Genomic DNA, 24,541 nt, shown 5'->3' on the forward strand with positions numbered 1-24,541 from the left:
ATGCTGGGGGTCATGTACGCGCTCATCGCCGTAGGCTTCACCCTGTTCTTCGGGGTGCTGGACGTGATCCACTTCTCCCACGGCGACATCTTCATGCTCGGGGCCTTCGCCGGCCTGAGCCTCACGTTCCTCTGGACGGCCGTCGGGCTCGGCAGCCCGGCCGTCGCCCTCCCCCTCACCTTCCTGGGCGCGATCCTCCTGATCGGCCTGATCGGCGTCCTGACCGAGCGGGCCTGCGTCAAGCCTCTCGCAAAGGCACCACCGCTGATGACCCTTCTCGCGACCCTTTCCCTCGGCCTCGTCATCCGCGAGGCCGTCCTCGTCTTCTACCCCCGCGGGGCGGACCCCAAGCCCTTCCCCGCCCTGCTGCCGGGCGGGCTCTTCGAGATCGGCGGGGTCGTCATCCGCTACGAGAACCTCGCCATCCTGGCCATCGGTGGAGCGTCCATGGTGCTGGTGGACCTCCTGATCAACCGGACGCGGATCGGCGCGAGCATCCGCGCCGTGGCCCAGGACCCGGAAGCTGCGCAGATGATGGGCGTTGATCTCGACCGGACCGTGGATGTTACGTTCTTTCTCGGCGCGGCCCTGGCCGCCGTGGCCGGGATCCTGAACGGCCTCTACTACAGCGAGATCCACTTCGTCATGGGGATCATGGGGGGCGTCATCGGCTTTTCCGCGGCCGCTATCGGCGGCCTCGGCAACGTGTACGGCGCGATCCTGGGCGGCCTCCTCTTCGGCGTCCTCCAGACGCTCGCCGCGGCCTTCATTCCGCGCGGCTCCGAGTTCCGCGACGTCGTCGCCTTCGCCGTCGTCATGGTCTTCATGGTCTTCCGGCCCACAGGTATCCTCGGCGAGAAGACCGTTGAGCGCGTGTGACGCCGACGCACAACGCCAGGTCGTTTCATGAAGCTCATTGAAGTGCGGGAGCTGAGGAATAAGACCGCCGAGGCGTTAAGCACTGTGCAGAAAGGCAATAGGGTCATTCTGACCAGAAGAGGCAAACCCTTTGCGGTGATCGCTCGCCTGCGCGAGGAAGAGGCCGAGCGCCTGATCTTAGAGGGCCGGGGATGGCTCAAGCTCTCCGCATCGGCCTTTGACTTCTGGGACAATGAAGACGACGAGATCTGGAACAAGGCTTAAGCGGGGCGATCTCCTTTTGCTTCCGTTTACAGACCTCTCTGCGATCAGGCGCCGACCCTCGAGCGGCCGCCATTTAGGGAGGCTCCGCGGTGCCAGGTTGACGGTCGTACTAAGTACCGCCGTGTGCGCCGTGGCAGGGGGCAGTTGTGGGAATGCCCGAAGCACCCGAGGGAGTGCACGACGGAGAAGGTGGTGCCGGGAGATCCGGCATAATCTTCCCTGCCGCCGCCTCACAGGCCGTAACAGCAGCAGCCCGCAACAGCAGCAAAGGATTGTATTGCATGACTGAAGGACGTTCCATGAAAAGGGTCATCAGGCTGCCGAACAGGTTTGCTCGTACAACGAAGCGTCTGCTGACTGAAGTCTACTGGCTTCGGACGGAACAGAAGGCGCTTCAGATGCTCGAAGGCAGGGATCATATAGGAGTTGACTTCTTCCTGGTTGCTTACACAGCCCTAGGGGGAGATCGACTCATCCGTCTGGTTCGAGTTTTTGAAAATAGCAAAAAGGTCGCCTCATTCTGGTACCTCTATCGGTGCGACCCCAAACGGATTGAGCAGTTGCTCAAGGTAACTGGGACCCAACTCAGTGAGCTGGAAGATTTATCTGACCGATTGAGGGTCATAAGAAACAAAGTATTTGTCCACATAGACAAACAAGGTGTCTTTAACCCATCAGCAATCTATCAACTCGCCGCGATCAAGGGGAAAAGCGTTCAGCAGGCTATCGAAGCCCTATGGCATGTCTTTAGTCAACTTTATAGAGAGGTAACAGGCACCGACTTTCAATACGACGAGTACTCGGGGGACGACATCCTACGGCTGCTTGAGCTTCGCGCGAGGGATCCTCGGAGGCTAGGATAAGTGGCTGCGGGGTGAACATGTACGGAGGCATTGGGGAGCGCGAGGAGCTGGTGTTGTGGGCGGTGTGATTGCGGTCTGGGCGGTTGAGCTCGTTCTGTTCGCGCTGATCGTGGCGGCGCTGCTGGCCGAGCGGCCGGTCCCGCTGGCGGCGACGATCGCCGCGATAGCTATCGTCGCGATCGTGGCCCGCACGTCCGCGCGCGTCGGGCAGTGGGTGACGACCGCGTTCCTGACCCACCGCGTCGCGGCTCTGGCCGGCGGGGCGGTCCTGGCCCTCGCGCTGCCGTTCTTCCTCCGGGCGAGCCCCTACTGGACCTTCGTCGCCACGATGGCGCTCCTCTACGTCACGATCGGCCAGGGCCTCAACCTCCAGATCGGCACGGCGGGCGTCCTTAATCTGGCGGGCGCGGCTTTCGCCGGCCTCGGTGGCTACACGGTGGGGCTTTTGACAGTCCGGCTCGGCCTCCCCCCGTGGCTGGCGCTCCTGGTCGGCCCGCTGGTCGCCGTCATCGTCGGCGCCCTCCTCTTCATCCCGATCCTCAAGGTCCGCGGACACTACCTGGCGCTCGTCACGATTGCCTTCGGCTTCATCTTCAACATCCTGATGAACAACCTGGAGTTCACCGGCGGCCCCCAGGGCATCAAGAACATCCCGACGCTCCGGCCGTTCGGTTACGCGTTCACCACGCCGCCTCACCTGTTCGGAATGACGCTCCCCTACCACGCCAACTTCTATTACGCGGCGCTCGCGATGGCGGCGTTGGTGACGTGGCTCACGTGGCGGCTCTACAACTCCTGGCTCGGGCTCACCCTGAACACGCTCCGCGATGACGAGATCGCAGCCAAGTGCAGCGGCGTCTCCGTGGCCCGCTACAAGCTGCTCGCCTTCTCCATCGGGAACTTCTCGGTCGGTCTCGGCGGCGCCTTCTACGCCGTCATGGTGGGCTTCGTCTCCCCACCTGACTTCGACTTCGGCTACTCGCTGATCATGCTGTCGGTCATCATCCTGGGGGGGCTGGATTCGATCCCGGGGATCATCGTGGGCGCGTGCCTCCTGATCCCGCTGCCCGAGCGCTTCAGGTTCCTCCACGAGTACCGGCTGCTCCTCTACGGGATCGCGATCGTGCTCATGCTCCTGTTCAGGCCGCGGGGCCTCTGGCCGGCCACCGTCCGGCGGTACGGCCTGCGCGACCCGGCGGGGAGCTTCGCAGCGGCGGGGGGTCAGCGGTGAGCCTCTTCGCCGCGCGCGGGCTCACGGTTCGCTTCGGCGGGCTCACAGCCGTGGACCGCGTGGACGTGCGCGTGGACGAGGGCGAGACCCTGGGACTCATCGGGCCGAATGGCTCGGGGAAGACCACGTTCTTCAACGCGGTCACAGGGCTGGTCCCTGCGACCGGCGACGTCCACTTCCGCGGGGATGCCCTCGGCGGGCTCGAGCCCCACGCCATCTGCCAGCGGGGGATCGCGCGCACGTTCCAGGCGAGCCGGCTCTGCCTCGGGCTGAGCGTCTTCGACAACGTCCTGATCGGGATGCATACGCAGGCTCGGAGCAGCCTTCTGGACGCACTGTTTCGCCGCAGGCGGCTCATGTCCGAGGTGCGCGAGGCGCTCAGGCGGGCCGCCCATCTCCTGAGCCTCTTCAACGCCGACCTGGTCGCGCGGGGCTTCGACCCGGTCGGGACGCTGCCTCAGATCGACCGCCGCCGCGTCGAGATCTGCCGGGCGCTAGCGGCGCGGCCGCGGCTCCTCCTCCTCGACGAGCCCTCGGCCGGCATGAACCCGCAGGAGACCGTGGAGCTGATGAAGGATCTCCAGATCGTGCGCGAGGAGATGCCGGGGCTCAGCATCATCATCATCGAGCACGACATGTTCGTCATCGAGGGCGTGAGCGAGCGCGTCGTCGCGTTCAACTACGGCCGGAAGATCGCCGAGGGAAGCTTCGCCCAGGTCGCCCGGAACGAGGAGGTGCGCGAGGCCTACCTCGGGCGGAGCGGGGAGACGGCCCAACCCCCTCACCTTCATCCTCTCCCCCACGGGGCGGGAGGGCAGGGCGAGGGGGAGGCCGGGGAGCCGACCCGTGCTTGAGGTGCGGGGAGTCTCAACCCGTTACGGCCAGATCTCCATGCTGAGGAACGTCTCGGTCATGCTCCGCGAAGGCGAGATTGCCTGCCTCCTGGGACCGAACGGCGCGGGGAAGACCACGCTGATCCGGACGATCCTCGGGATCGTCCGCCCGGTCGAGGGGTCGGTCGTGTTTCAGGGCGGGCGGATCGATGGTCTGAAGACCAGCGCGATCGTCCGGCGGGGGATCGGGGTCGTTCCCGAAGGACGGCGCATCTTCCCCAAGATGACGGTCGAGGAGAACCTCCGGATGGGGGCCTTCTTCGACTGGGGCGCGAGTGACGTCGCGGACCGGATGCGCGAGATCTTCGAGCAGTTCCCGCGCCTCCGGGAGCGGCACCGCCAGGCCGCGGGCACGCTGAGCGGCGGCGAGCAGGCGATGCTCGCGATCGGGCGCGCGCTGATGGGACGGCCGAAGCTGCTCCTCCTCGACGAGCCCTCGCTCGGCCTCTCCCCGCTCCTGGTCGAGCAGATCTTCGAGATGATCCACGCGATCAACCGCCAGGGGACGACGGTGTTCCTCGTCGAGCAGAACGCCCGCAAGACCCTGGCGCTGGCGCATCACGGCTATCTGATCCAGAAAGGGGAGATCGTCGGCTCCGGCAGTGCCGCAGAACTCCGGGAATCCGAGGTGGTTCGCCACGCCTACCTGACGGCGTAGCCAGCAGTGGCAGGTCGAGCCGAGGGCCGTCGGCCGTGCCGCAGGCAGGCCCGGCACGAGGCGAGGCCCGAAAGGAGGACGCCATGAGACACCCGAGAGAGCGCTACGACTACTCCGCGACGGTTGACCGGAAGCCGCTGAAGCTGCCCAAGGGCGCGCGCGTGGCGGTCTGGACCATCGTCAACGTCGAGGAGTGGGACATCGAGAAGCCCATGCCCCGGACCGTTCTGTCCCCGCCGCAGGGAACGGGCGGGATTCCGGACGTCCCGAACTGGGCCTGGCACGAGTACGGGATGCGCGCGGGCTTCTGGCGGCTCAAGGCCGCCCTCGACAAGCACAAGGTCAAGGCCACGATGGCCATCAACGCCTCGGTCTGCCTGACGTACCCTCGGATCGCCGAAGCGGCGCTCCAGGCCGGCTGGGAGTTCATGGGCCATGGCTTCGTCCAGGGCTCGATGCACCTCCTCACCAACGAGCGCGAGGCCATCCGCAAGTCCGTGGAGACCATCAAGAAGTTCACCGGCAAGCCGCCCCGCGGCTGGCTGGGGCCGGGACTCACGGAGACCTGGCAGACGCTCGACATCCTGGCCGAGGAGGGGATCGAGTACGTCTCGGACTGGGTGAACGACGACCAGCCCTACGAGATCAAGACGACGGCCCGGCCCCTGGTCATGGTTCCCTACAGTCTCGAGATCAACGACATCCCGATGATGCTGATCCAACACCACGAAGCGCACGAGCTGTTCGATCGAGCCCGCGATCAGTTCGACAGGCTCTACGAGGAGGCGCGCCACAGCGCGCGGATCATGGCCATCGCCGTGCACCCCTACATCAGCGGCGTCCCGCACCGGATCAAGTACTTCGAGAAGATCTACGCGTACATGAAGAAGAGGCCGGGCGTGCTCTTCTGGAGGGGCGAGGACATCCTGGACTGGTACCGCCGCACCAGGGAACGCCGCTGACGCACCCGCGCGCCGATGGCACGCCACACCGTGCCCCGGGACTGGAAGACCGGCATGATCGAGGTCGGGCCGAAGATCTTCGCCTACGTCCAGGCCACGGGCGAGACCGGCATCTCGAACTCGGGGCTGATCGTCGGGCAGGCCGCCGCCATCGCGGTGGACGCGCTGATGGTGCCGTCGATGACGCGCCGGCTCCTCGCGGCCATCAAGCGGACGACGCGCAAGCCCATCGGCCCGCTCATCAACACCCATCATCACCTCGATCATACCGGCGGCAACCGGCTCTTCCGGGTGGCGGCCATCATCGCCACAGAGAAGTGCCGCGAGGCCCTCGCGCCGGGCTTTCCGCCCCTGCCCCTGCTCCAGCTCTTCATGCCCCGCTTCGCGCGGGAGTTCCCGCTGCTCAGGGTGGCGCTCCCGACGGTGACGTTCCCCGACCGCATGGTGCTCCACGACGGCGAGCGCGAGATCCAGCTCTGGCACCCCGGCGCCACCGCCCACACGCCCGGCGACGCGGCCGTGTTCCTGCCGAAGGAGCGGGTCCTGTTCGCGGGGGACCTGGCCTTCCACTACGTGACGCCCCTCGCCTTCCAGGGCCACGTCGGCAACTGGATCAGGGCCGCCGACCGCCTGCTGACCTACGCGGCTGACGTGATCGTCCCCGGCCACGGGCCGATCGGGACAAAGAAGGATCTGAAGGCGATGCGCGACTACCTGGCGTTCGTCCGGCGCGAGGCCCGGCGCTGCTTCGACGCCGGCATGCCGGCCGAGGCCACGGCCCATGAGGTCAAGCTGGGCGTGTACGCGGCGTGGCGCGAGGCCGAGCGGATCCTGCCGAACGTCCTGCGCTGCTACCAGGAGTTTCGGAACGAGACCCACCTGCCGCTCGACCTGGCGCAGATGATCGACGGAATGGAGCGGCTTCGCGGCGCGCGCGCCGATCACATGTGCCTGTAGTCGAGGTTGACCGACGGCATGGCCGCGTTCGATCCCGTGACGCTCGAGGTCCTGTGGAACCGCCTGATCTCGATCGTCGACGAGACCGGGGCGACGCTCCAGCGCACGTCGTTCTCGACCATCGTGCGGGAGTCCAACGACTTCGCCTGCGTCATCCTGGATCCGCTCGGGCGCTCGCTCGCTCAGTCGGTCTGGAGCGTCCCCTCCTTCACCGGCACGCTGCCGATCACGCTCCGCCACATGCTCGCGGAGCATCCCGCCGTCAGTCTCGAACCCGGCGACAGCCTGATCACGAACGATCCCTGGATGGGCACGGGGCATCTGCCCGACCTGACGATCGTCACCCCGATCTTCCGTGACCGCAGGCTCGTGGCCTTCGTCGGCAGCATCGCGCACTCGCCCGACATGGGCGGATCCGGGCTCTCGGGAGAGTCGCGCGAGGTCTACGAGGAGGGCCTCCAGATCCCGATCCTGAAGCTCTGCCAGCGCGGCGAGCTGAACCCGACGCTGGTGCGCCTGCTCCGGGCGAACGTGCGCGTGCCCGATCAGGTGCTCGGCGACCTCCACGCCCAGCTCGCCGCAAACGCCACCGGCGGCAGACGGCTGCTGGGCCTGATGGACGAGCGCGGCCTCGACGACTTGATCCCGCTCGCCGAGGAGCTGCACGGCCGGTCGGAGGCGGCCATGCGGGCGGCGATCGCCCAGATCCCGGACGGGGAGTACCGCCACGTCGTGATGACCGACGGCTTCGACGCGCCCATCGAGATCCACTGCAGCGTCGGCGTCCGGGGGAGCGACATCCACATCGACTACGCGGGGACGTCGCGCCAGATCGAGCGCGGCATCAACTGCGTCATGAACTACACGTACGCCTACTCGCTGTTCGCGGTGAAATGCCTGACCAACCCGCTCATTCCCAACAACGAGGGCGGCTTCAGGCCGGTGAGGGTCACGGCGCCCGAAGGCTGCATCCTGAACCCGACCTATCCCGCCGCCGTGGGCTCGCGCGCGCAGATGGGGCATTTCCTCCCGTCGGCCATCTTCGGCGCGCTGGCCCCCGTCATCCCCCAGCGCGTGGCCGCCGACAGCGGGTCCCCCCTCTGGGGGCCCGTCTTCTCGGGAACCTTCGGGGGCCGCAAGTTCTCCGACATCTACTTCTTCAACGGCGGCCAGGGAGCCCGGCCCGGCTCCGACGGCATCCACTGCCTGAGCTTCCCGAGCAACATCTCCAACACCCCGCTGGAGGTCTTCGAGAACAACGTCCCCGTCCGCTTCGAGGAGAAATCGCTCCTCCCGGACTCGGGGGGCGCCGGCCGGTTCCGCGGCGGGTGCGGCCAGCGCGTGGTCCTCACGTTCCTCGCCGACACGCTCACGGCCGTCGCCATGCGGATGGATCGCATCAGCTTCCCGCCCCAGGGCTTCCACGGCGGCGGGGCGGGCGCCACCGGGCTCATCGTGCTGAACGAGACAACGGCCCTCCACCCCAAGCGCAAGTATTTCATGAAGCACGGCGACTGCGTCCGCTTCCACACGCCGGGAGGGGGTGGGCTCTTCCCGCCGGAGACACGCGACCCACAGCGCGTTCTGGAGGACGTGAGGAACGGGATCGTGAGCCTGGACGCCGCCGAGCAGGTCTACCGCGTCGCCATCAGGAAAGACGGGTCGGAGGTCGACCGGGAGCGAACGCGCCAGCTCAGGAAGCGCGCGCGAGGCTGACGCCCGGAATCGCCATGGCTCAGGATCAACTCGGGCCTCGCCTCGTGAGTGTCGTCGCCTGCGGCTCCTCCGAACTCCTTCGGCTCGAACTACCACGGCTCCGCTGCGGCGTGGACATCGGCGGGACCTTCACCGACGTCGTCATCGTGGAAGAGGCCACGGGCCGCCTCCATATCCACAAGCTCCTGACGACGCCCGACGATCCGTCGCACGCCGCGATCGAGGGCATCGCCGCCCTCCTCCGCAGGCAGGGGCTCCCGCCCGAGGCGGTGACCACGGTCATCCACGGCACGACGCTGGTGACCAACACGCTCATCGAGCGCAAGGGGGCGAAGGCCGGCCTCGTCACGACGCGGGGCTTCCGCGACATCCTGGAGATCGGCCGCGAGAAGCGCTACGACATCTACGACATCTTCCTCGAGATGCCCAAGCCCCCGCTGGCGCCCCGCTCCCTGCGCCGTGAGGTGACCGAGCGCGTGGATAACGAGGGGCGCGTCGTCACTCCGCTGAGCGCCGACGAGGCACGGGAGGCGCTCCAGGAGCTCGTCGAGAACGGCGTCGAGGCCCTCGCAATCTGCTTCATCCACTCCTTCATGAACCCCTCCCACGAGCGCCAGGTCGCCGCACTCCTGAAAGAGGTTTCGCCGGAGCTGCCCTATTCGCTCTCTTCGGAGGTGCTGCCGGAGATCCGGGAGTACGAGCGGACGTCCACGACGGTCGCCAACGCGTACGTCAAGCCCGTCGTCACCCGCTACCTCGACCGCTTGGAGACCGCGCTGCGGAAGCTCGGGGTCCCCGCCGAGCTGTTCCTGATGCTCTCCAGCGGGGGCACCGGCACCTGCGCGACGGCGAGCCAGTTCCCGGTCCGCCTGGTGGAGTCGGGGCCGGCGGCCGGCGCCCTCGCCGCCACGCTCATCGGCGGGCTGACCGGAACCCCGCGCGTCCTCTCCTTCGACATGGGCGGCACCACGGCGAAGACCTGCCTGATCGAGGATGGCGTCCCGGCCGTCACCACCGACTTTGAGGTGGACCGGGTGTACCAGCACAAGAAGGGGAGCGGGCTCCCCGTACGCGTGCCGGTGATCGGGATGGTCGAGATCGGCGCCGGCGGCGGGAGCCTGGCGCGGATTGACGCCATGGGGCTCCTGAAGGTTGGCCCTCAGAGCGCCGGAGCCGCGCCGGGTCCCATCTGCTACGATCGCGGCGGCACGGAGCCCACGGTCACCGACGCCGATCTCGTCCTGGGATATCTGAACCCCGACTACTTCCTCGGGGGGAGGATGCGCCTCGACGCCGGGGGTGCCCGCCGCGGGATGGAAGAGCTCGGCGCCCGCCTCGGCCTGGACTGGCGACGGGTTGCCCAGGGGATCTCGGACGTGGTGAACGAGAACATGGCGAACATGGTCCGCGTCCACGCGGCCGAGCGCGGCCGCGACCTCCAGCAGTACACCCTGATCGCCTTCGGCGGCTCGGGGCCGGTTCACGCCTATGAAGTAGCGAAAAAGCTCGGGCTCTCCCGCGTGATCCTGCCCCTGGCGGCCGGTGTCACCTCCGCCGTGGGGCTCCTGGGAGCGCCACCCGCGTTCGACCTGGTCCGCTCTCACGTGACACGACTGGACGACCTGGACTGGGAGCGGGTGAATGCCCTCTTCCAGGAGATGGAAACCGAGGCGATCCACCTCCTCAGGGGCGCGGGTGTGGTGGAGACGGAGATGATCCTGGAGCGCTCAGGGGACTTCCGCTACATCGGGCAAGGGTACGAGGTCACGGCGCCGCTGCCCCGGACCCGCATGGCGCCCGAGACGCGCGTCGCGCTGATCGCGGCCTTCGAAGCTGAGTACACGCGGCTCTACCAACGGCTGACGCCCGGGGCGAAGCTCGAGGTCCTCAACTGGCGCCTCCGCGCGCGGGGACCGAAGCCGGCGCTCTCCCTCGCGCCGCCTTCCACCCCAGCACCCGCCGGGAGCGCCCAGAAGGGGGTGCGCCCGGCCTACTTCCCTGAGGTGGGCGCCTTCGTCGACTGTCCCGTCTACGACCGCTACCGTCTCGCTGTCGGGCAGCGGTTCGGAGGCCCGGCGATCGTCGAGGAGCGCGAGTCCACGGCGGTCCTCGGCCCGCGCGCCCGCATCGAAGTGGACGCGTATCTCAACCTGAGGGTAACGATCGAGCGATGAGCGCGCTAGCCTCCGGCTCTGACCTCGGCGAAGAGATCCTTCGCAGCGAGGAGGGCTTCGCGGACGACCGGCGCGCCGACATAGCCGGCCAGGTGGAGCAGGACCTCGGTCAGCTCGCCCTCCGTCCAGCCCTGGCGGAGCGCCATCCTGAGGTGGATGCCGAGCTCCGCGCTCCGGCCCGTCGCGGCATCCGACACCACGCACACCAGCGTCCGGGTCTTCAGGTCCAGGCCGGGCCGGGTCCAAAGGGTACCGAAGATCATCTCCGTCATGGTGTCGATGAAGGTGCGCATCGTGGGGTCGCTGTACGTCGTCCGGTTCACCCGCTCGACGTACGCGTCGCCCAGGAGCTGCCGGCGGATCTCGCTTCCCCTCCGGTATCGCTCGCTCTCGGTCATCGTGCCCTCCTTATTGGGCCTCGCCTTGTGGCTATTGACTCGGGCCTCACCTCGTCGCTGGCGCAGGCGATGAAGCTGCCTGCGCCGAAGCGCCTCGGCTCGAATTGCCACGCCTGCGGCTCGTCCGAAGCGCCTCGGCTCGAACTACCTTGGGTTTGGCGTGTTCACCTGAACGGTATCCCCTGCACGGGAGGCGTCAATGGCGTCGAATCTCGAGGACCGGTTCCAGACACTTCACGAGCTGGTCAAGGCCGCTCGATCCAACCTGGCGCGGGACGCGTGGGATTACCTGGCCGGCGGCAGCGAGACCGAGACCACGCTCAAGCGGAACCGCCAGGCCCTGGACTCGATGGCCTTCAGGCCGCGGGTCCTGCGGGACGTCTCGAAGGTGGACTGCACGTCGACGCTCCTCGGCAAGCCGATGCGCATCCCGGTACTGCTGGCCCCCATCGGCGCCCTCGAGAGCTTCGACCCCGGCGGGGGCGCGACCGCCGCAAAGGCATCCGCGGAGTTCGGCGTCCCCCACATGCTGAGCTCGGTGTGCAGTCCTGGTCTCGAGGCTGTCGCCGCAGCCACCGACAACTTCCGCATCTTCCAGCTCTACGTCCGTGGCGACGACGCCTGGGTGGACGACCACGTGAAGCGCGCCGTGGACAACGGCTACACGGCCTTCTGCCTCACCGTGGACTCGGCCCTCTACAGCCGCCGCGAACGCGATCTGGCCAAGCGATCCGTGAGGGCCGCCTCGCGCGCCCGCGCAACCGGGCGCGAGTACCAGGCCCGGCTCTCCTGGGACCACGTCAAGCGCTTCAAGGACCTCCACGGCCTCCCGCTCATCCTGAAGGGCATCGCGACGGCCGAGGACGCGGGGCTCGCCTGCGAGCACAGCGTCGAGGTGATCTACGTCTCTAACCACGGGGGGCGCCAGCTCGACCACGGGCGCGGCGCGATCGAGGTGCTCCCCGAGGTCGTCGCGGCCGTCGGAGGCCGGGCCCCGATCATCTTCGACGGCGGGTGCATGCGGGGCACCGACGTGGTCAAGGCGATCGCCCTCGGCGCGCACGCGGTCGGGATCGGCAGGCTCCAGTGCATCGGGCTGGCCGCCGCGGGACAGGCCGGCCTGGTTCGCGTGCTCGAGATCCTCGAAGGCGAGATCAGGATCTGCCTCGGGCTCCTGGGCGTGGACCGGCTGGGCGCGCTCGATGCTTCCTATCTCCACCCGGCGCGCCCGGTGGACCTGCCGCACGTGACGAGCGCCTTTCCGCTCCTCGAGGAAGGCTACTAATCACGACGAGCTTCGGAACCTCCGGTAACCTGCGCGACAGGATCTGGCTTCGCTCCACGCTCTCCGAGTCGCTCAGGCGCGGATCGCCCCCTCGCGTTACACTCCGATCTCACTCCGGCACGGGTCGGGGCCGCCAGCGTTCCGTGTAGTGCCTCCCGCCTCTCGATGCGCGCCCCCATAGGCGGACTGCAAGCTCACTGGCCGGGCGACCGGGGACGTCACCCGATGTTGCCTAGCGGCTACACTAAACACAACTCGATCGCTCGGTACAGATGCCCCAGAATCTCGCGTGTATTCTGATCCGCTTCTGGATGCTCTCGATAGTCCAGATCACTGCAGGACGCAGGGCCAGATTGGGCGATGTCACATAACATTCAATGTACTCCGGATGAGGATCGTAGTCCTTGACTTCTGCTTTGCGATCAATTCTGCGCCGTCCGCTATCAGTTTTTATGTGAACAGGAGGAACAATTTTAACAGGAGGAACCATTGGGGACATATCAGGAGGGAGTTTGTCGCGAATATCAGGAGGCAGTTTGGCGCGAGATGCCTCCCTATATTGTTCTATCCATCCTTTAGTCAGGCGCTTACGCGCGCCCATTCTCGGCAAAAGAGGTCACGAATCTTCTTTAATACGTTACTGCTGCACGCGTCGCGCAGTTCCAGCACGACTTCTCCAGCCCTCGCTAATCCACCAGGAGCACTCGGCTGTCTACCGGACGTAAAGTTCGGCGAGCCTATCCACGCGATGCCCTGCGAGCCGCTACGCCATAGGTACAGCTTGCCGTGAAACTGCTTGTGCCCAGCACAATTCCACAACCTCACCTGAAGCCGAGGACACGTTCGAGAAAGATGCAACAGTTTTCGAAACGTGGCCTTGCGCGTTGCGCTGCCCATGTCTTTCCAAGGAATACTAGGGTATCGCTCGCGAACGGGCGCCGGGACATTCTTGGCAGCTTCTCCGACCACTTCTAGGCATCGCAGGACCGCATAGACGGTCTTGCGGTCGGCGGTGAATTGGTCATACGTTCGGTCCCCAACGAATTCTATTGCCAGGTTCAGGTTGTCAAGGATATCCCGAAGGTAGACGACCGTATTCCGGGTCATACCTCGACGGCCGCCAATTCAATGGATTCCTTTAACTCGGCCCTGATATCCTCGCGCGGGACGAGGTCGACTTTTACCCCCAGGAGTTCCGAAAGCAAGACCTGTGCGCCACCGAGATCGAGAAGCGAGGCGGTTTTATCGAATTCGGCGAGCAGATCTAGATCGCTATCCTCTCTTTGCTCGCCGCGGACATAGGATCCGAATATCCCCACCACACGCGCCTTGTAGCGCCGGTGAAGCTCATCCTGATGCGCGCGAATCACCGCGCGGATTTCTTCAAGGGTTTTCATGCCCCTTCCCCACCGTGGCGCCTACAAAGACATCGCGCCGGGCGTTGAAACACTTCTCTTCTCGAGTCATTGATCGCCTACCCCTTCTGCCTGCTGGGACTTCTTTCGTGCGAAGGTTGGTCCTTCGTCAACTGATCCAAGGTAACCCCGAGGGCCCTGGCGATCTTTTGCGCGGTGTCTACGGTTGGGCTTTGAATCGCCCCGGTTTCTATCTTGATGATGGTATTGTGTGACACATCGGCGAGCTTGGAGAGTCGATCCTGGGAGAGGCCGCGCTCTTCTCTCAACCTCCTCAGATTTCTTGCCAGCGGGGACAAATCGGTTGCCTTCCTCATCGTCATCAACTATTTCAATAGTTGGCTTTCTTTATCACTACTATGATAGTAGACCTCTCCGGGCGATGGAGTCAAGAGCCAAACCTCCGGAAGCTTTCTGCGAGGCCGACGAGTTTCGGTATAAGCGGAGCATCAAGGAGTAGAAGGCTTTCTATGGGGAGCGCCAGCCCATCGTCCAGCGGGCCGGTCGCGCGCGGCCGGGCTCAGGCCGGCGCGACCTCGACCATGGCGTCGAAGGCTGCCTGGCCGGCGGAGAAGGCGAAGAGATCGACGGCGTCGTCGGGGATCGACGGGCGCCCAGACGTCAGCCGGTTGAGCCCCTCCCACCCGTCGCGCATCCAGACGGTTCCGGGCGGGATTTTCGCCGTGACCCGGGCGCGGGCGCGGAACTCGCCGCGCTCGTTGTAGATCCGGATCGCGGCCTCATCCCGGATCCTGCGCGCAGCCGCATCCGACGGCGAGATCCAGAGGTACGGCTCCGGGTCGGCCTTGGCCAGCGTCGGCAGGGCGCGCCCGTGCTCGTAGAAGCCGTGAAAGTGGGTCAGCGTCCGCCCCTGCCTGAAGGCGAGCGGATAGCTCGACGCGGGCAACTCCTCGTACACGGGGAGCGGCGGGAGCCCGAGAGCGCGGGCGCGCTCGGAGTAGAACTCGACCTTGCCCGACGGCGTGTGGAAGGCGAGCCCCGGGTAGGCGACGTGAGAGATCCTGAGGCTGCGGATCCCGCCCTCGGCGCGGAGCGCGGCAACCGTGGCGTGGCCTGTGGACGGATGGTCCAGGATCGCGTCGATCGGCCCCTCGTGGGTCTCCCAAGGAAAGAACTCCGCGATCCCGAGCCTGCCCGCAAGCTCCTTCAGGACCCACGCCACCGAGCGCGCCGCGCCCGGCGGATCGAGGACCTGGGGCATCAGGTAGAGGTGGGTGTTCGTGCTCTTGCACCCGACCTCCTCGAGCCAGGAGGTGCTCGGCAGGACGACGTCGGCGTACTGGCGCGCCGTGTCGTTCAGGAACAGGTCGTAGCTCACGACCAGCTCGGCCCGCGCGAGACCCTCGGCGACGCGCCCGGCCTCGGCAAACGACGAGAGCATGTCGGTCCCGAAGAGCAGCAGCACGCGCACGGTCCCGTCCAGGAGCGCTTGGGTGATCCGAGACATCTGGTTCGGGATGTAGTTCCCCGGCGGGCGCTTCTCGAGGGCGACGATGCTCGCGAGCGCCTGGCCGTGAGTCGAGCTGCCGTGGCGCGGCCCCAGCCCTCCGCCCGGCACGCCGAGGTTGCCGGTGAGGGCCGGGAGGCAGCCGACAGCGCGGCCGCCCTGCCAGCCGTTCGCCCCCTTGTGCATGGAGCTGCCGCCGAGGACGATCACCGCGGGCTTGGTCGTCGCGTAGCGGCGCGCGAGGTCCGTGATCCGCTCGGCGGGAACACCGGTGACGCCGGCCGCCCACGCCGGCGAGCAGGTCTGGACGTGAGCCGCCAGCGCGTCGAAGCCGACCGTGTGGCGTACAACGAACTCCCGGTCGTGGAGCCCCTCCTCGATGATGACGTGCATCATCGCGAGCGCCAGCGCGGCGTCGGTGCCGGGCCGTAGGAGCAGAACCTCGTCAGACTGAGATGCGGCCTCGCTCTCCCGCACGTCGATGGTGACGATGTACGCCCCGCGCCGCCGCGCCGCGGCGATGTGGCGCGCGGTGTTCGGCTGGCTCGCCAGGTTCGCCCCCCAGAGGATGATGAGGGCCGAGTTGATCCCCATGTCCTCCTTGGTATTGGTCTCGAGCACGCCGGTCAGCCCGAGGCCGAAGGCGCCGAGCCCCCAGCAGATGATCGCCGGACTCCACCACTGGCAGCCGTAGAGGTTGGAGAAGCGGCGGATCAGGTGCGAGTTGAGGCGGGTCCCGTAGTTGTTGGCGAAGACGCCGTGGCCTGACCATGTCGCGACGGCCTCCCGGCCCACGGCGCGCATCCGCGCAACGATCAGGTCGAGGGCTTCGTCCCAGCTCGCCTGGCGCCAGGCATCCTCGCTGCGCCGCGCCCGGACCAGCGGATGAAGGAGCCGCCGCGGGTTGCCGATGATGTCGCGCGCCGCGTGGCCGCGGACGCACAGAAAGCCCTGGCTATCGGGGTTTTCCGGATCGCCGCTGACCTTGACGACGCGCCCGTCCTCAAGCTCGACCAGCATGCCGCACAGGGTCGGGTGGCAGTTCATGGGACACATGGTCCGGAAGACGCGGCGCTCACCCTCGACCATGGCTCAAAGGATACCGCGAACCGCCAGCCGCGGAAAAGCCTGGGCTGCCGATCGGTCCCGGGGGATCGGCCCTAGCGTTGACCCGACAGGAGGTCCGCCTTCCACTCGGCCCAGCTAATCCCCTCCGGGAAGCGGAACTTGGTTACCCTGTCCACGGTCTCGCTGTGCCCGCTGAACCACTCATCCTGCTCCCACAGGATCCCGTGGGGGAAGAGAACCTTTGCCAGGACGAGCTTACCCATCCCCATCAGGGAGACCGGCTTCAGGTTGAGCGGACCGGGGTGGCTGTTCCCGGGCAGGTACAGGCTCGGACGCACGTCGCTGACCGCGACCGGAGCTCGGTAGCGAAGCTCGAACGTGTAGACGCCCGGCTTCAACGGCGGAAGGGAGAAGGCCCCGGCGAACGCGCCCGGCGCGACATCGAGGACCTTCAACGCGACTGTCTGGACAGGAGCGTCGAGGCGCTCGGGACTGGCGCGCCAGCTGGCGTTCACCTCCAGGTACAGGCCCTCGGCTCGCTGCGGTGCGTCCACCACCAGGAGGCCCGCGGCGGGACTCGCCGGGCTGGCGTGCACCGTCACCGTCTCGCTCCGGTGGGCTGGGGCGCCGTTCGACGACGTCTCAGCCCAGAGCCGGAGCACAGGTTCGAAGGCCTGGACCACCTGGCGAAAGCGTCCGCCGTGGGTACGCACGGCAATCCGGCGCCCGTTTGCGACGAGCCAGATGGCGGAGGCCCCCGGATCCTCCGAGCGTCCCTCGACGACGATGATCGGGGGCGCGGCGGGCGTCAGTGTATGTCCGTCAGGCGGTGACGTGATCACGATGCCGTGTGACGCACGCGGCGCGAGAGGCTCAACCTGGAGCGTCACCGGGACCGGGCCCTCCGCCGACAGCTTCGCCTCGGGCGCGGTCGAGGCCTCCGGCAAGACAGGCGCGGCCGGACCGGTCGGCCGCGGAACCTCGGCCCGCGCTAAGGGAGCGTCGAGTCTCCCCGGAGGCTTCCGACCACTCGGAGCTCGCGGAGCGCGAGTCATCTCCACAGCCGGGGGCGGCACGGCCGTGGGCATCGGCGACTCCGGCTCGGAGTCGCTCGCACCCGTCTCGATCGTCGCGCTCAAGGCCACCCATGGCGCTTCCTGGAAACTGTCCAGCGCGGGTCCCCGTGCAGGCGCAACAGCGAAGCGGAACAGGAAGCCCGCGAGCCCTGCGTGGACCAGAAGCGAGCAGGCAAGGGCGAGGCGCTTCCGGCGGCGGGCCCATCGTCGTGCTCTTTCACGCCGGAGGGTGTCCAGCCGGGGGAACGGATCTTGCCGACGCCCGCCATCTACAGGCAAAGGAAAGCGGCCGCCCTGCTCATGGCCGGGCACTCGTTCTGGGCTGGGGTGTTAGCGCTCGCCTCGTCTGCCTGCGAGCGCCGGGACAGGGCTCATCGTGCCCGCTCGGCTGAGCGGAGCCGCGGGCTCATGTTTCGGAGCGTTGGCGGTGAGCCCGCCGGCCAGCACGGGCGCGCTTTCATTTCGGGCCTCGCCTCGTGGCTGTCCTCGCCTGCGGCTCGTCCGAAGCCCCTCGGCTCGAACGTCCACGGCTGAAGGCGTCTGAACCGGCCCGGCAGCCCCGTTTGCCGGGACGGGGAGTGTCGGAACGCCGGAGGAGGCGGGAATCACCAGGATCCCGGAACCTCGCTCAGTGAGCACGGCCGAGGCCGCTTCCGCCGGCTCAGGCGGTGCACGGACAGCACCTCGCATTTCTTCAAGCTCTGACCTGAGACGCCGGATCTCCCTCTCGAGGGCGGCCAGGGCCTCGCGCTGGGCACCCGGCTCCCGGGACGGCTCGCCGCGGGCGAGAGCCGTAGCCCCAGCCAGGGAAACAGCGACCTGCTTCAGAATCTCCTCCCCGGTCAGCTTGTCCGCCAGGAGCCGGCCCGCCTCCACCCGTACGGAAAGCCTCGTCAGCCTGGGCGTGACTGGCGTCAGTTCGGCGCGGACGCTGATTTTCTCCCCGGTCCCCTCCAGCACCCAGGTCTCGGCGCCCCGGTCGGCCTCGCGGACTCGGATTTCCAGTCTGGTGAGGGCGTCCCGCGTGGCAGTCCAGGCTGCGGCGAGATCCGCAGCCAGGGTTCGCTCGACAGTCCGGTCGCTGAGCACGTAGAACCCTGCCACCACCGGTCCCGCCATCATCAGGCCGGCAGAGGCGCACCCGCCGACTCCCAACAGGCCGACGACCAGCGCGACGAGCAGGAGAAGCGTCGCGGCGTTTCTCGACTTCGCATGCGCTTTTCGTCTCACGACCGTTCGGGCCTCGCCTCCGTCTGATTTGCTCGGGCCTCGCCTCGTCGCTGGCGATGAAGCGGCCGGCGCCGAAGCGCCTCGGCTCGAACTGCCATGCGTGCGGCTCGTCGGGCGCCCCTCGGCTCGAACTTCTACTCGGGCCTCGCCTCGTGGCGCTCCTCGCCTGCGGCTCGTCGGGCGCCCCTCGGCTCGAACTGCCATCCTCGCATTACCTCGTGACCACGAGATGGGCACGCCGGTTCCACTTCCATGCGGACTCGCCTGGCCCCGGAACAAAGGGTCGCTCCTCGCCGTAACTGATCGTTGACAGGCGGCTCGCCGCAACGCCCGCGGCCACCAGGTAATCGCGCACCGCCTGTGCCCGACGCTCGCCGAGGGCGAGGTTGTATTCGCTTGTCCCCCGCTCATCGCAGTGACCTTCCACGACCACCCTGGTCTCGAGACGCGCCTTGAGCCACTTCACGTTCCCATCCAACGTCGCGCGTGCATCATCCCGCAGCTCATAGCGGTCGAAGTCAAAGAAGACATCTTCGAGCCGCGAGATCGCCTCCTTCACCGCGGGCGCCGGGGACACCGGCGCCTGGGAGACGGGAGACGGAGGGGCGGGGTCCGCGGCGGTCTTGCGGGTCTGAACCCGCTCGAAGCTGACACGCTCGATCGCCTGCCACGGGATGTCGACGCGCCCCTGCGGCGTCGTCCCGCGCAGGAGCGTGGTCCCCATGTTCACGTAATCCCCCTCGACGCGAGACCCGTCCACCAGGATCGCGGTGGCCGCGTACCGAAAGTGAGCGGATGCCACGTAGGGCGGGAGCAAGGGCGGCCGGACTGGCTGGCGGAATAAGACCAGACTCGCCATCCTGGCAAGGGGAACGCGAACCTCGACGCCGGCTCGTGACAGCGTCACGCCCTCCGTCCGCGTGTGACCCTGCTTCGGCTCGGATTGGGTCGCTGGGCTGCTCGACTGGAGGAGGCCGGCCATCGGGGAAGGCGGCGCCCCGAACAGGCTTGCCTGAGGAGATGGCGATGGCGCCGGTGGGTAGCCGTCGGTCTGTCGGGATGTCGGCGTGATCGTGTAAAAGATTTCGAGCGAGGGCTCGGTGAGACGCCACGATTGGCCATCCCAGGTCAGCACCTCGGCAGTCACTTCCTGCGCCGCCGCCGAGCCGACGCACACCGCGAGCACAACCGCTCCCGCCAGGCTGACCAACGATCTCAGCTCCACCAGACCCCTCTTTCCCGCCTCGGCGACCGTCCGCTCACGGGGCCTCGAGGTTGCTCTTGCCAATGGGGCGTTCCACGACCTCCCCCACCCCACGAATTCCCGGCAGAAGCGTGAACTCCGCCTTCTCGTTCTCCCGCGGCTCCATCAGCGCTTGAGGGTCGGGGATCGACGCAGAGCCGGGCGGCGGCGGCGTCACCAGCTTCACCGTCACCAGGAAGAGCAGCTCGGTTTCGTTGTTCTGGAACCGCGTGCTCCTGAAAAGCGCGCCCAGGATCGGGATGTCGCCGAGCAACGGGACCTTGGACACGGACTGCCGGACCTCGTTGTTGACGAGCCCGGCGATGGCAAAGCTCTCGCCGTCCCTCAGGTTCACGGTGGTGAAGGCGTGGTTCTTTCGCAGCACCGGGATGGCGAACCCCGAGGCGACCAATCCCTGAGTGAAATCGAGGCTCGAGACCTCCGGCATCACCTTCAGCGTAATGCTCTGATCCTCCTGCACCACGGGGGTGAAGACGAGACCCACCCCGAACTCCTTGAACTCGATCGTGATGGTGTTCTCGCGCTGGGCGATGGGATACGGGAACTGACCGCCGGAGAGGAACCTGGCTTCCTTGCCGCTCTGGGTGATCAGGTTGGGCTTCGCCAGGGTTCGGAGCAGGTTCCGCTCGGCCAAGGCCCGCACGACAGCCGCGTAGTCGCGTTGCCCCGAGGCCAAAAACAAGTCGGTCCCCAGAAATCCGAAGTCGGGCGTCGAGCGGCCGACCACCGATCGCTTCCCGCTTTCGGTGACTGCCCCGAGCGTTCCGAGAGGAGTCGAGAAGCTGGAGCCCGGGAAGCTGCCGCCCTGGAGGGCCTGGCCGAGCGCCCGAATACTGAAGCCAAGCTCGCGCAGGGCCTCGCGGGCGACCTCCGCCACATGGATCTGGATCAGCACCTGCTGTGGCTTGGTATCGGTCAAGCCGACGAGATTGATGACCTTGCCTTTGGGCGCGAAGACGGCAGCGACCTCCGCCGCGGCCGTCATCACCGCCGCGCTGGACACCTTCCCGGTGAGGATGATCGCGTCCTTCGCCGGCTGCGCCCGAATCTCGTCGCGGGGGGCGATCTCACTGAGCCGCTCGTTGAGGAGCGCGATGTCGGACTGGATAACCAGGTCGAAGAACAGGGTCTTCGCCGGGTAGAAGACGACGAGCGACGTGACCCCGACACCCTTGCCGTTGATCAGGATCTGGTTCGGTGTGATGACGAACACGTCCGCGATGTTGGGGTCGGAAACCGAGACCCGGGTGAACGGTTCTTTCAGCTGGAGCACCTGCGATTTCCCGATGGTCGCCTCGAGGCGAACAAGCCCTTGCTCGGCCGCGACGCCGGGGCTGGTCACGAGCACCGTCGCGACCAGGAGCCCGAGGACGGTCAGGCTCCGGAGGCCATGGTGTTGCGCGCGTGCTCCGTCTGCCCGCCTCACCGGCGAGTCACGCCCTGCGCGCTTCGGCCTGCGTGCGGGTCATCGCTCTCCGTTCGCGCAGAGCCGAGCTCAACCCAGAACTGATCGTCGTCGCGGACGAAGAGGTGGCTGGTCACCCTGTCCGCCCGATGGACCAACACCGTATGGGGCTCGGAGCTTCGGATCGGCTCCCGGCCGGCCAGCGTCGGGGCCGGCTGCACCACCACGTCAACCTGACGGACCTTCCTGGGTGAGAAGACGACCAGCGAGGTGACTCCGGCGGCTTTCCCGTGGACCAGGAGCTGGTGGGGGGTGACCACGTGGACGTCCGCAATCTTCGGGTTGGCGACTGACACCTTCGTGAACGCCGCTCCCGGCAGGACGATGAGATGAGATTTGTCGACGGTGAGGTAGAGGCGCGTCGGGAGTGGCTCGCCCGCCGGGCCTGGCCCGGGAGCGATGCCCACCAGACCGATCGCGGTCAGGAGTCCCACGAGGATCTGGCCGGCGAGGCCGTGCAGTCGCGAACGCATGGATGGTCTCCGCATGGGAATCGGCTCCGACGCGCGCTTACGTGTGCAGAGTCCATGCCAGACGCCAAGGTACGTCAAGTCGCCTCCTTGCGCCCTCGAGGGGCGATGAATCGTCGCAGGCTGCGACAGAAGCCTGTCGCATCTGTCGCGCTCAGAACACATCGGAATAGAGTGCTCGGAGGGGGGCTCCGCCCCCCTTCCGATGCCTCCCCCTCGATTGCGCGGGCCAAGCCCGCGCTCGAACCAGATTTTTCCGGAGACTAGAACAGGCCAGGGAAGAAACGATACGCAACGACCTTTCTGTAGGCGCGGTATTCGGGGTCTTGCCCGAGATGGTGCTCTTCAACCCAGGCCCGGAGCACGAGCCCGCACACGATCCCGTACCAGGGGACCACATTGTAGGGGGAAAGGTTCGTCAGGAGGAAGCCCGTGAAGAAGATGAGCTCGCCAGCATAGAGGGGATGGCGCACCCAGCGGTAGGCGCCGGAACGCTTGATCCCCCGGTTGGCGGCCACGATGCCGAAGCTGGTCCCCAGGCTCGTGAGCGCGCCGACCATGATCATGAGCCCGACGCCCTGGAGACCGGAGCCCACCGCGTGCCCGACCGGATGCTGCCATTCGCCGGGTCGAAACATGATCGGGAGCGCCATCGTCACGATCGCCGCCGCCCAGTCCCGCACCCGGGTGGAGGTGGACAGGCTGGGGCGACGCGCGATCGTCACACCTACCAGAAGCGTGTTGAAGGCGACGAGGCCGAGCAGGATCAGTGACCCCGTGTTGGCCCACCGATGGTAGGCATCGACGGCGACCTTTACCCACAGCAGGGCCAGAACGACGTTCCCTCCGCACCGACAGGCGAGGCGAAAGAGTGCTGGCGCGCGACTCACCGCGCGATCGCGTTCAGCGCCTTGAAAATCGTGATGTAGGAGGGCCCGAGGAGCACCAGCAGCGTCGCGGGGAAGATCAGCAGAACCAACGGGAACACCATCTTCACCGGGATCTTGGCTGCCTGCTCCTCGGCCTGTTGGCGCCGTTTCGTTCGCAGGCTGTCCGCGTGGACGCGGAGGGCTCGACCGATGCTCGTTCCCATCTTCTCCGCCTGGACCAGCACCACGATCAGGGACGACAGCTCGGTCAACTCCACCCGCTCCTTCAGCGCCAGGAGGGCCTCAGACCGCGGCCGGCCAGCCCGCGTGTCGTGGTGGACGATCTGGAGCTCCTCGCTGAGCGCCTGTTTTGTGAACTGCCGTTCCTGCGCCACGCGCTGGATCGTCGCGTCGAGGCCGAGCCCGGCCTCGACACACACCACCATCAGGTCAAGGGCATTCGGGAGCGCGTCGGTGATCTCCTCTTGCCTCGACTTGACGTGCCGAAGCAACCACCAATGGGGCACGAAGAGACCCGCCCCCACCGACACGAGGACGACGGCCAGCCCGCGGACTCCGTTCCACGCCATGAGATGCGGCGCGATGAGCAGGGCCGCGGCGGCCAACAGCCCCGCCAGCAGGACTCGGCACCCCCGGAAGATGAAGACCGCGTTCGCCCTGCGGTGTCCGGCCTGCACCAAGAGCTTCCGCCACGTCGATTGAGCTTCCGGATCCGGGGGCGTCAGCGTCCGTCCAAGCCACTCGACGAGCCGCTCGATTCGACCGACGAGATGGCGTCGGCTCCCCGTCGACGTCGGGTGCACGGGCCCTGGATTCGCGGGGATTGCGCCGACCTCTCGAAGCCGGGTGACGTGCGCCTCGGGCGCGGGGATCAGCAACGCCAGGACGACCGCCACGCCCAGCGCCGTCCCGATCAAGGTGAACGCGACCGCGAGGAGAATCACCATGCGCCTACCGTCAGATCTTGATGGTCATGATCCGCTTCATGACGAAGAACCCGAGGACCTGCATCACCACGGCGGCCGCCATCAGGGTTCGCCCAAGCTCCTCTTTGAACAGGACCATGATCAGGTCCGGGCGAAGGAGATAGATCATCACCCCGATGGCCAACGGCAGGGCGCCGATGATCCGGCCGGTGAGCCGGTGCTCGGCCGACAGCGCCCGGATCTGCCCGAGCAACCTGTAGCGCTCGCGAATTGTGCGGCTCGCGTTTTCGAGGATCTCGGTCAGGTTGCCGCCCACCTCGCGCTGAATCAGCACTGCCGTCGCGAACAAGTTGAAGTCCAGGTTGTCCACCCGGGCCGCATGGGCCTGGAACGCCTCCCGGAGGCTGTGCCCCAGGCGGAGGGCTTCAAAGGTCATCCGGAACTCCGTCGCCGCCGGCTCAGGCATCTCCCGGGCCACCGCCTGGAGCCCCTGCATGAATGACTGGCCCGCCTGGAGCGCCCGGGTCAGCACGTCGAGGGCATCGGGGAGCTGTTCGGCGTAGCGGCTCAAACGGGCCCGCCGCCGCCGGAGCACGTAGAGGGCCGGGACGCCGCCAATGGCGCCCGTCGCGAGGATGGACCAGAACCACGACGAGGTCAGCAGCCAGGCCAGCTGGCCACCGAGGATCGCCAGGAGCAGGATCACGCCGAGCACCATGCCCACCGGCTGAGAGATCTCCGCCTGATCGAGGCGTTGCCTGAGCGTGCTCGCCAGGGGTACGCGACTCAGCCAACGGTGGAGCACGGGAACGGAGCTCATCGTCTCGTCGCGAAATACGCGCAGAATCGGGCCGCGTTTGCCCGACGGGCTGAGCCGCTCACGCACCAGTCGGAGGGGAGACCGCCGAATGCCCTCCCACACCGACGCGCCGCCCAAGATCATCAGCACGGCGGCCAGGAAGGCCAGCCCCATCGCCGCGGGGAGCATC

The 24,541-nt window shown here is 67.1% G+C and carries 24 protein-coding genes; 11 read left to right on the forward strand and 13 right to left on the reverse strand.

What is annotated here, in order from left to right; all coding sequences use genetic code 11:
- From HY726_19065 to HY726_19110, 10 genes are all read left to right on the forward strand, one after another.
- Positions 1–879, forward strand: coding sequence for a branched-chain amino acid ABC transporter permease (locus HY726_19065; GenBank protein MBI4611094.1), 879 nt, complete (start codon positions 1–3; stop codon positions 877–879).
- 27 nt (positions 880–906) lie between these two features.
- Complete coding sequence (locus HY726_19070) at positions 907–1,143, forward strand: type II toxin-antitoxin system prevent-host-death family antitoxin (GenBank protein MBI4611095.1); 237 nt, start codon at positions 907–909, stop codon at positions 1,141–1,143.
- Between the two features lie 299 nt (positions 1,144–1,442).
- Positions 1,443–2,006 (forward strand): hypothetical protein, encoded by a 564-nt coding sequence (locus HY726_19075; GenBank protein MBI4611096.1) that lies wholly within the window; start codon positions 1,443–1,445, stop codon positions 2,004–2,006.
- 55 nt (positions 2,007–2,061) lie between these two features.
- Positions 2,062–3,237, forward strand: coding sequence for a branched-chain amino acid ABC transporter permease (locus HY726_19080; GenBank protein MBI4611097.1), 1,176 nt, complete (start codon positions 2,062–2,064; stop codon positions 3,235–3,237).
- Positions 3,234–4,091 carry an ABC transporter ATP-binding protein gene (locus HY726_19085; GenBank protein ID MBI4611098.1) on the forward strand — a complete coding sequence of 286 codons (858 nt, stop codon included), beginning with the start codon at positions 3,234–3,236 and terminating at the stop codon, positions 4,089–4,091. The genes HY726_19080 and HY726_19085 overlap by 4 nt, the downstream gene beginning before the upstream one ends.
- Positions 4,084–4,788, forward strand: a complete 705-nt coding sequence (locus tag HY726_19090; protein ID MBI4611099.1) for an ABC transporter ATP-binding protein — start codon at positions 4,084–4,086, stop codon at positions 4,786–4,788. The genes HY726_19085 and HY726_19090 overlap by 8 nt, the downstream gene beginning before the upstream one ends.
- A gap of 83 nt (positions 4,789–4,871) precedes the next feature.
- The gene (locus HY726_19095; protein ID MBI4611100.1) at positions 4,872–5,750 is read left to right on the forward strand and encodes a polysaccharide deacetylase family protein; all 879 of its coding nucleotides are present in this window, start codon (positions 4,872–4,874) and stop codon (positions 5,748–5,750) included.
- A 15-nt stretch (positions 5,751–5,765) separates the two neighbouring features.
- Positions 5,766–6,707, forward strand: a complete 942-nt coding sequence (locus HY726_19100; protein ID MBI4611101.1) for an MBL fold metallo-hydrolase — start codon at positions 5,766–5,768, stop codon at positions 6,705–6,707.
- Positions 6,708–6,725: 18 nt separating this feature from the next.
- Entirely contained in the window at positions 6,726–8,423 is a 1,698-nt protein-coding gene (locus HY726_19105) for a hydantoinase B/oxoprolinase family protein (protein MBI4611102.1), read from the forward strand.
- A gap of 14 nt (positions 8,424–8,437) precedes the next feature.
- Positions 8,438–10,597, forward strand: a complete 2,160-nt coding sequence (locus tag HY726_19110) for a hydantoinase/oxoprolinase family protein (protein MBI4611103.1) — start codon at positions 8,438–8,440, stop codon at positions 10,595–10,597.
- 5 nt (positions 10,598–10,602) lie between these two features.
- Here the strand turns inward: HY726_19110 and HY726_19115 are convergent, their stop codons facing one another.
- Positions 10,603–10,995 carry a carboxymuconolactone decarboxylase family protein gene (locus HY726_19115; protein MBI4611104.1) on the reverse strand — a complete coding sequence of 131 codons (393 nt, stop codon included), beginning with the start codon at positions 10,993–10,995 and terminating at the stop codon, positions 10,603–10,605.
- A 199-nt stretch (positions 10,996–11,194) separates the two neighbouring features.
- On the opposite strand from HY726_19115, the gene HY726_19120 reads away from it, so the two are divergent.
- On the forward strand, positions 11,195–12,280 hold the full coding sequence (locus tag HY726_19120) for an alpha-hydroxy-acid oxidizing protein (protein MBI4611105.1): 1,086 nt from the start codon (positions 11,195–11,197) through the stop codon (positions 12,278–12,280).
- A gap of 579 nt (positions 12,281–12,859) precedes the next feature.
- On the opposite strand, the gene HY726_19125 is transcribed toward HY726_19120, so the two are convergent.
- The 12 genes from HY726_19125 to HY726_19180 all read right to left on the reverse strand — a co-directional run bounded on the left by HY726_19125 (position 12,860) and on the right by HY726_19180 (position 24,540).
- Complete coding sequence (locus HY726_19125) at positions 12,860–13,387, reverse strand: DUF86 domain-containing protein (GenBank protein ID MBI4611106.1); 528 nt, start codon at positions 13,385–13,387, stop codon at positions 12,860–12,862.
- Complete coding sequence (locus HY726_19130; GenBank protein ID MBI4611107.1) at positions 13,384–13,677, reverse strand: nucleotidyltransferase family protein; 294 nt, start codon at positions 13,675–13,677, stop codon at positions 13,384–13,386. Before HY726_19130 ends, HY726_19125 begins: the two co-directional genes overlap by 4 nt.
- 77 nt (positions 13,678–13,754) lie before the next feature.
- Positions 13,755–14,012 (reverse strand): helix-turn-helix transcriptional regulator, encoded by a 258-nt coding sequence (locus HY726_19135; protein MBI4611108.1) that lies wholly within the window; start codon positions 14,010–14,012, stop codon positions 13,755–13,757.
- Positions 14,013–14,215: 203 nt separating this feature from the next.
- Positions 14,216–16,252 (reverse strand): molybdopterin-dependent oxidoreductase, encoded by a 2,037-nt coding sequence (locus HY726_19140; GenBank protein MBI4611109.1) that lies wholly within the window; start codon positions 16,250–16,252, stop codon positions 14,216–14,218.
- A 71-nt stretch (positions 16,253–16,323) separates the two neighbouring features.
- Positions 16,324–17,121 carry a hypothetical protein gene (locus tag HY726_19145; protein MBI4611110.1) on the reverse strand — a complete coding sequence of 266 codons (798 nt, stop codon included), beginning with the start codon at positions 17,119–17,121 and terminating at the stop codon, positions 16,324–16,326.
- A 516-nt stretch (positions 17,122–17,637) separates the two neighbouring features.
- On the reverse strand, positions 17,638–18,537 hold the full coding sequence (locus tag HY726_19150; protein ID MBI4611111.1) for a DUF3568 family protein: 900 nt from the start codon (positions 18,535–18,537) through the stop codon (positions 17,638–17,640).
- A 211-nt stretch (positions 18,538–18,748) separates the two neighbouring features.
- Positions 18,749–19,261, reverse strand: coding sequence for a peptidoglycan-associated lipoprotein Pal (pal, locus tag HY726_19155; GenBank protein ID MBI4611112.1), 513 nt, complete (start codon positions 19,259–19,261; stop codon positions 18,749–18,751).
- A 535-nt stretch (positions 19,262–19,796) separates the two neighbouring features.
- Positions 19,797–21,227, reverse strand: a complete 1,431-nt coding sequence (locus tag HY726_19160) for a pilus assembly protein N-terminal domain-containing protein (protein ID MBI4611113.1) — start codon at positions 21,225–21,227, stop codon at positions 19,797–19,799.
- Positions 21,224–21,739: a pilus assembly protein N-terminal domain-containing protein gene (locus HY726_19165; protein ID MBI4611114.1), complete on the reverse strand. Its 516-nt coding sequence runs from the start codon at positions 21,737–21,739 to the stop codon at positions 21,224–21,226. Before HY726_19165 ends, HY726_19160 begins: the two co-directional genes overlap by 4 nt.
- Before the next feature lie 260 nt (positions 21,740–21,999).
- Positions 22,000–22,626 (reverse strand): isoprenylcysteine carboxyl methyltransferase, encoded by a 627-nt coding sequence (locus HY726_19170; GenBank protein ID MBI4611115.1) that lies wholly within the window; start codon positions 22,624–22,626, stop codon positions 22,000–22,002.
- Positions 22,623–23,573 carry a type II secretion system F family protein gene (locus HY726_19175; GenBank protein MBI4611116.1) on the reverse strand — a complete coding sequence of 317 codons (951 nt, stop codon included), beginning with the start codon at positions 23,571–23,573 and terminating at the stop codon, positions 22,623–22,625. The genes HY726_19170 and HY726_19175 overlap by 4 nt, the downstream gene beginning before the upstream one ends.
- 10 nt (positions 23,574–23,583) lie before the next feature.
- Entirely contained in the window at positions 23,584–24,540 is a 957-nt protein-coding gene (locus HY726_19180) for a type II secretion system F family protein (protein ID MBI4611117.1), read from the reverse strand.
- Position 24,541: the final 1 nt, after the last annotated feature.

The organism is Candidatus Rokuibacteriota bacterium (assembly GCA_016209385.1).
In the GTDB taxonomy this organism is placed as follows: domain Bacteria; phylum Methylomirabilota; class Methylomirabilia; order Rokubacteriales; family CSP1-6; genus JACQWB01.